Source organism: Staphylococcus sp. HMSC072B07, assembly GCF_001815505.1.
GTDB classification, from domain to species: Bacteria; Bacillota; Bacilli; order Staphylococcales; family Staphylococcaceae; genus Staphylococcus; species Staphylococcus simulans.
Map to the genome: position 1 here is coordinate 1 of NZ_KV820951.1, position 4,201 is coordinate 4,201.

At 38.3% G+C, this 4,201-nt stretch carries 1 protein-coding gene; it reads right to left on the bottom strand.

Annotated features, from left to right (window positions below; translation table 11 throughout):
• Positions 1-3,907, bottom strand: a 3,907-nt coding sequence (locus tag HMPREF3031_RS11610; RefSeq protein ID WP_070724968.1) for a Rib/alpha-like domain-containing protein, incomplete at its 3' end; no start/stop codon positions are given.
• Between the last annotated feature and the right edge of the window lie 294 nt (positions 3,908-4,201).

A 4,201-nucleotide genomic window follows, 5' to 3' on the forward strand; every position in this document is an offset into this window, starting at 1 on the left:
GGACTTGGAACTCACCGCTTGTTTGACCGTTTGGTAAGTTGTTTGTATCAACAGTGATTGTTGGTGTGCCTTTGTCTTTAGGGAAATTCGGCACTGCGACTTTATCTTTTACTTCTTGTTCTGTTGTACCTTGACCATATGGTTTTGTGATTGAACCTGTTGTTGGTTGGTACGTATCTGAGTCTTTCGGTCCGACTGTCACTTTCACATTCACTGTATCTGTTGTTTTGTCAGGATAAGTCACTGTAACTGGGACTTGGAACTCACCGCTTGTTTGACCGTTTGGCAACTTGCTTGTATCAACTGTGATTGTTGGTGTGCCTTTGTCTTTAGGGAAATTCGGCACTGCGACTTTATCTTTTACTTCTTGTTCTGTTGTACCTTGACCATATGGTTTTGTGATTGAACCTGTTGTTGGTTGGTACGTATCTGAGTCTTTCGGTCCGACTGTCACTTTCACATTCACTGTATCTGTTGTTTTATCTGGATATGTTACTGTGACTGGGACTTGGAACACGCCACTTGTTTGACCGTTTGGTAAATTGTTTGTATCAACAGTAATGACTGGTTGTGCACCTGTTTTAGGGAAGTTTGGAACACTTACTTTTCCTGTTACATCATTTGATGTTGTTGGTGTACCATATGGTTTTGTAATTTCTCCTGCTGTTGGTTGATATTTATCATTATCAGGTTGAACTCCTACTGTCACTTTGACATTCACTGTGTCCGTTGTTTTGTCAGGATAAGTCACTGTAACGGGAACTTGGAACTCACCGCTTGTTTGACCATTTGGCAACTTGCTTGTATCAACTGTGATTGTTGGTGTGCCTTTGTCTTTAGGGAAATTCGGCACTGCGACTTTATCTTTTACTTCTTGTTCTGTTGTACCTTGACCATATGGTTTTGTAATTTCTCCTGTAGTTGGTTGGTACGTATCTGAATCTTTTGGTCCTGTAATAACAGGTACATTTACTACTTCACTTGTACCATCTGGATATTGTACAGTCACTGGTACATTTACTGTTCCTGGTGTTTGACCATCTGGAATTGTTGAAGTATCTACTGTATAAGTCGGTTGATTACCATTTCCTGGGAAATTAGGTACAGAAACTTTTGATTTCACTTCATTTTCATCTGTTTTTTGACCAAATGGTTTATGGATTGCTTCAGTTGCCGGTTGATATTTATCGTTATCAGGTTGTACTTTTGTAGTAACCGGAACTTCAATAACTTCTGAAGAATTATCAGGATAATGTACAGTCACCGGTACATTCACTGTACCTGGTGTTTGGCCATCTGGAATTGTTGTTTCATCCACTGTATAAGTTGGTTGATTACCTCCAGCTGGGAAGTCTGGTACAGATACTTTTCCTGTGATTTCACCAGGTGTTGCTTTATGACCGAAGTCTTTTTCAACTGAACCTGCAGTTGGCGTATATTTGTCTTTATCAGATTGTGCTTTTGTAACTACTGGTACATTAACGTGCGCAACAGAACCATCTGGATACGTAACAGTAACAGGTACTAGAACTTTACCAGGCGTATTTCCATCAGGTAATTTATCAGGATGATCTATTGTTATTGTAGGTTTTTTAAGATGAGCCGGATATTTAGGGAATGTGACATGACTCATAACATCTTCTTCAGTTGCTGGTTGTCCGAATTCTTTAGTAACTGTTTGCGCTTTTGGTGGATATTTATTAGCTTCTGTTATATGAACAATTACAGATGAACCAGCGATATCGTTACCACCAGAAACAAGTACTGCAGTATAAATATCACCTTCCTGAGCCTCTTTAGGAATCGTAAATCCACTTACTTGTTCTCCTCGTTTTGGCGTTGTAAAGTCCGGAGCTCTATGCACTGTTTGTCCGCTAGGATCTCTCCATTCGATGTGTGTAGGCATTGGTGGTACATCACCATTAGGCAATTTAACATTAACACGACTGCCTGGTGCTGCTGGGTTGTCTGTCGCATTATACGGTACAGTATGAAGATCAATGGTATCCGATGGACTCAATACTACCGCAAAGTTCACATTCGCCCATTGTTGAACCCCTGAATAAGGTTCTGAAATTGGTACGAAAGAGATATTTTGGTTCGCTTTTCTAAATTCTGGTGAGGTAAATCCTGAATACGTTTGGACGAGTTTACCTTTAGTATTTAGCACAAAACCATAAATATGATCTACATCCAAAGTACCATTAGGGAATTTAGCTGCGTAAACCCCATTTCCATCAACCACTGAAACAACAGTAGCTGAAATATATTCTGGATGCGCAGTTAATAATCTTTTCGCAGCTGCAGCACGTTCATGTACAGGTACACGTTGTACTTCATTTCTATAAGCTGCTGCACCTTGTGAAGTTAATGAACTTAATACAACTTTATAACCCGCTGCGACTCTATCTCCTAAATTTGGGTTATAGTTAGGACCAGTTGCTGAGTTGGCTCTATCTCCACCTGAGCTTTCTATCCAAACTTTACCACGAACGACATTATAACCATCAACAGCTAATAGTTCTGGATAACTATGGTTACCTTCGCTTGTAATCCATTGATTTTTAGGTTTCGTCATATAATTACCGACTGGCACTTCAGCCATAAAAATACCTGTACGGCCAATGTTTTTACCTACTACTGGAGTTTGCCCCATATTGTTATCAGTAAATGTGTCTACAAATACACCTGGATAGAATCCACCAGCTTGTCGTAACATTGTCGCTTTGTTGCCATTAGGTAATGTAAAATCTGGAATAGCAAAACGATATTTTTGTCCTTTAAAAGCTTTATATACATGGTGTTTACCTGTCGCATCTGTCCAACCTTGTCTTAAGTCAAAGGCAAAGGCACCTGGACCATCTTGTGCACTGTCATCACGATTTTTATTATGTGTATATGCACGATAAATTGGTGAAATTGATCCATCTTTGTCCATCCATTGTAAATAAACCGGTGTATTGACAGGTACAGGTGCTAAACCATTTGTACCTACAGATGGGATACCTTGGTCCGCCATCCAAGCACGACCGGAAATTAAGTTAGTTTTACTTAATTCATCTGAACCTGAACGAACATAACCGTTTTTAATCGCATCTGCATCAATAATTATCGGTTCTATTGGAAGCGTTACCGCATATTTTACAAAGTCTGGATTATCTGCCACTTGTTCTGCCTCTGTAGTCAAATCTTCACGTACAGCAGGTTTATACCAAGTTTCATATTCATGGGACAATTGATAAAGTAAAGCTTGTTGAATTTCTTCGGGTGTGGCTTGACTGTCTAAATTCAATTCTTGAATTAAAGTCTTCGCTTCTTCTATAGAGACGCCTGAAGATTGTGCATAAAATTCAGCAGCTGTATTCAAATCTTGAACTTGTTGAATGTCTAAAATAGATTGAGGTACTTCTACTTTAGGTGTTTCAGCTACTTTTTGAACTGTTGTGTTTGTCTCAAACGGAGCTGTTTCTGTTGAAACTTCTTGTGATTTTGGAGCTGCAGTCGCTTCTTTTTCGACTGTTGGAGCTACAACTTCTTGATGATCAGAAGTTGCTTTTTCTGTGGAATCATTACTAACTTTTGTTGGTAGTGATTCAACTTCAGTTTTCGGTACTTCTTTAGTTTCATCTGGTGTTGTTATTTCAGATGATGTAGTTACTGCAGTTTCATTAACAACTGCATCTGCATGATTCACTTCAACATTAGTGTCTTTGTCTGGTGTTGTTGCGTTAATTGTAAATGTGGTTGATGTTTCAGCTGCTTTCGCATCTTGTGTATTCACCCCGAATAATAAGATAGCTCCTACTAGAATAGAAGCAGTACCTACAGTGAATTTACGAATAGAATATTTGTTTTTTCTATCCGGTTGGAAAGATGCTTTGTTCTTAGATGTGTGTTCGTCTTTCAACCTAGACACTCCTTAATTTTAATTTAGGCATGCAAAATAATAACAAGAATAATCCCTTTCACCCCTTCTTGCTCTCTTTGAAAATTACAGATTCGTATTCTTCTTATCATCATACATAGCACCAAATAAATTATAACACTTATCTAATTGTACGTAACAATTTTTTGGTTCGTTTTCCTTATGTTATTTTATAAAAAAAAGTTATAATTTCACCCAAACTAGTTAACGCATATCTAAATTTAGTTATCTCTCAGAAAGAGAATGGCTCTATACTATTTAGGACTGGTGATAATC